A 3,090-nucleotide genomic window follows, 5' to 3' on the forward strand; every position below is an offset into this window, starting at 1 on the left:
TGACCTGCGCGATCTGGCACAACGACCACACCGGCCAGCCCGTCATGCGCTCGCTGACCGCCTACGACCACTAACCCTTCGCATCATTCATCTAGGCCACGGTGAGGGCGGCCGGCGGGCTCTGGTTCCCCCAGCGGTTGCTCACCACCACGTCCACCTGGCCGGAGACCCCGAACGGCACCTGGGCGTCGATCGCGGTGTCGGAGGTGACCGCGATGTTGGTCGCGCTGGTGCCGGCGAAGGCGACGTCGTTGGCGCCGTCGAACTCGCTGCCGGTCAAGGTCACGGTCTGCCCCACCGACGCCGGATCGGGGCTCACCGAGTTCACCACCGGCGACGGCATGACGGGGTTGGAGGGGTCCAGGCAGACCGCGCTGTCCATGTCCACCGTCACCAGCTGTCTGGGCGCCCCTGAGTCCGTCCAGTTCAGGGTGATCGCCCCGTTCTTGCTCTGCCGGTACTGCCAGGCCAGCGCCGCCCCGAAGCCGGAACCGGCCGGGTCGGGCGCGGTCTCGGAGGAGAGGTCGATCTGGGTCGGCCCGCTGTCGATGACGCGGAAGGCCCAGATCGGGATGCTCCCCACCGCCGTCACCACCTGCTGCGCGGTCTGGAAGAAGGAGCAGTAGACACCCGCCCGGAAGGCCGGCAGCTGCATCTGGGCGACCCAGGCGCTGACGTAGGCCATGTGGGCCGCCGTCAGGGTCCCGCCGACCTCGATGTCGAGGTAGACGACGGAACCGGGCTCCAGTCCGGCGCTCTGCGCGAGTGCCCTCGCGTCGAGGGCGTCGGCCGTTCCCTGGGCGGCGGTCAGGATGTGCGAGCCCTCGCCGCCGGGCGCCTGCTGCCCGACGTACAGGGGTGCCAGGCCCCAGCCCATGCCGCGCAGCGTGGCCACCTTCGACATCCAGCTGGTGTTGGGCTGGCTGGGCGCCGGGGCGAGGAACATCCCGGTGAAGGCCATCGGTGTCGCATCGAACATGGACTGCATGAGCGCGTCGCCGGGATAGTCCAGGCGGTCGAATCCGAGGTGCATGAGGGTCCCCGTTCTCGAAATCCCGTAGGGGAAACGGCGGGTACGCGGGGGCGCGGGGACGGGGGCCCTTTCGGACGGCACTGCGGCGCCCGCCCCGTCGTCCCGCTCGCCCGCCCGTCCACCGACGGCGCGTGCCGTCGGGCCGGGGCTGGCCGTCCGACCGTCCGGCGGTGGGATCGTCGGGTCGTCCCTTCCATTGAAGCACCGACCGCACGGGTGCGGCACTGCGCCGAAGGGGCCGCCGGCCACCGCCCGTTACCGAGCGCGACCGCCGCCCATGCGCGTGCGGCAGCGCCTCGGCACGGGGGCCTCGGCACAGGGCCGGGTGTCCCGGGTTGTGTGTCCTCGGGGTTCACGGGCGGCGGGCCACGAACACCAGCTCCCGCCCCGGCCGGTCCGGCGCCCCGCGCACCTCCTCCAGGACGAAGCCCGCCGTGGCCAGGTCCTGTGCGACCTCGGCCCGCTCCCTAAAGCGCAGCGTCGAGTCCGAGGTCAGCACCCGCCCGTCCGCGCCGAACACGTACGTCCAGCGGAACGACACCAACGGCCCCTGAACCCCGAGCAGTTGGACCCAGCTCTCCACCGCCCCGGCGCCGGGCACCGGCGTCACCCGGTAGGAGCGCTCGCGGGTCCACTCCTGCCAGGCCCGGGCCGCCGGGTCACGGGTCTCGAACACCAGCCGCCCGCCCGGGCGCAGCGCCCCCAGGGCGCCCCGCAGGGTGGTCCGCCAGGCCGTCGGGTCGGTGATCTCCTGGGCGACGTTGGCCGTCATCGTCACCAAGTCGACCCGCAGCGGCGGGAGTTCACCCGCGTCCCCGCAGATCCAGCGCACCCGCTCGCCGCCCGGCTTGGCCCGGGCCACCTCGACGGAGGCCGCCGCCGGGTCCACCCCGACCACCTCGATGCCGCGCCCGGCCAGCAGCAGCGCGAACACCCCGGTGCCGCACCCGAGGTCCAGCACCCGGCGCGCGCCGAACTCCGCCACCATCGCCAGGTAGGCGTCCAGGTCGCCGCGGTCGGGGTCCAGCGCGTCGTAGAGCGCGGCGAGGTGCGGATGCGTGAAGCACTCGTCAGCCATGCCGACCACCCTAGGTGTTCTGACCCGTGAGGTTGGGGACGCGGCTGGCGGGTGGCTGGCCCTTGAGCGCGGTGTGTCCGCGGTGATGATTGTAGGTGTGGAGCCAGGCGGGGTAGGCGTCTCGGCGTTCCTGTTCGGTGCGGTAGGGCTGTGCGTAGGCCCATTCGTCGAGCAGGGTGCGGTTGAAGCGTTCGACTTTGCCGTTGGTCTGGGGCCGATAGGGGCGGGTGCGTTTGTGCGCGATGCCCTCGGTTGCGAGGGCATCGCGCCAGACCCGTGAGCGGTAGCAGGAGCCGTTGTCGGTCAGGACGCGCTGGATGGTGATCCCGGCCTGGGCGAAGAAGGCCTGGGCGCGGGTCCAGAACGCGGTGGCGGTCTCCTTGCGCTCGTCGGGCAGGATCTCGCTGTAGGCCAGGCGGGAGTGGTCGTCCACGGCGTTGTGCAGGTAGCTGTAGCCCGCGCCGGAGCGGTTCCTTCGCCCGGCCTGTCGGCCCAGGGCCTTGTGGCCACCGCCGTCAGGGATGTTGCCGAGCTTCTTGACGTCCACGTGGACCAACTCGCCTGGTGTGGCGCGTTCGTAGCGTCTGATCACTCGACCGGTGGCGCGGTCGAGGTGGGCCAGGCGGGCGAGCCGGTAGCGGGTCAGTACGCGGTGCACGGTGGCCGGGTTGAGTCGCAGGAGGTAGGCGATGCGGGCCGGTCCCCAGCGTCGCAGGACGCGGACCTTGATGATCCGCCGCTCGGTGCGGGTCGGGGTCCGGCGCGGGCTGCGGTGCGGGCGGCTGGAGAGGTCGCTCATGCCGGCCTCACCGTGGGTGCGGTAGCGGTCGGCCCACCGCTTGGCCGTGGTCGGCGAGACCTGGAAGCGCTCGGCGGCTCGCCGAAGCGGCCAGCCGTCCTCCACCACGCAGCGGGCCAGGCGCAGGCGTCCGGTCTCGGTCAGCGGTGCGTTACGGTGTGGCATGAGGGCCTTTCTGGC

At 72.3% G+C, this 3,090-nt stretch carries 3 protein-coding genes; all 3 read right to left on the reverse strand.

What is annotated here, in order from left to right; all coding sequences use genetic code 11:
- Positions 1-91: 91 nt before the first annotated feature.
- Positions 92-1,033: a glycoside hydrolase domain-containing protein gene (locus ACIQWA_RS40895; RefSeq protein ID WP_402492267.1), complete on the reverse strand. Its 942-nt coding sequence runs from the start codon at positions 1,031-1,033 to the stop codon at positions 92-94.
- 352 nt (positions 1,034-1,385) lie between these two features.
- Entirely contained in the window at positions 1,386-2,111 is a 726-nt protein-coding gene (locus ACIQWA_RS40900) for a class I SAM-dependent methyltransferase (protein ID WP_402492270.1), read from the reverse strand.
- Between the two features lie 10 nt (positions 2,112-2,121).
- Complete coding sequence (locus ACIQWA_RS40905) at positions 2,122-3,075, reverse strand: IS481 family transposase (RefSeq protein ID WP_402492273.1); 954 nt, start codon at positions 3,073-3,075, stop codon at positions 2,122-2,124.
- Positions 3,076-3,090: the final 15 nt, after the last annotated feature.

The sequence above is a fragment of the Kitasatospora sp. NPDC098652 genome (assembly GCF_044760155.1).
Lineage (GTDB): Bacteria > Actinomycetota > Actinomycetes > Streptomycetales > Streptomycetaceae > Kitasatospora.

Coding starts and splice junctions, on each gene's coding strand:
- ACIQWA_RS40895 (WP_402492267.1), bottom strand. CDS start 1,033: ATGCACCTCGGATTCGACCGCCTGGACTATCCCGGCGACGCGCTCATG.
- ACIQWA_RS40900 (WP_402492270.1), bottom strand. CDS start 2,111: ATGGCTGACGAGTGCTTCACGCATCCGCACCTCGCCGCGCTCTACGAC.
- ACIQWA_RS40905 (WP_402492273.1), bottom strand. CDS start 3,075: ATGCCACACCGTAACGCACCGCTGACCGAGACCGGACGCCTGCGCCTG.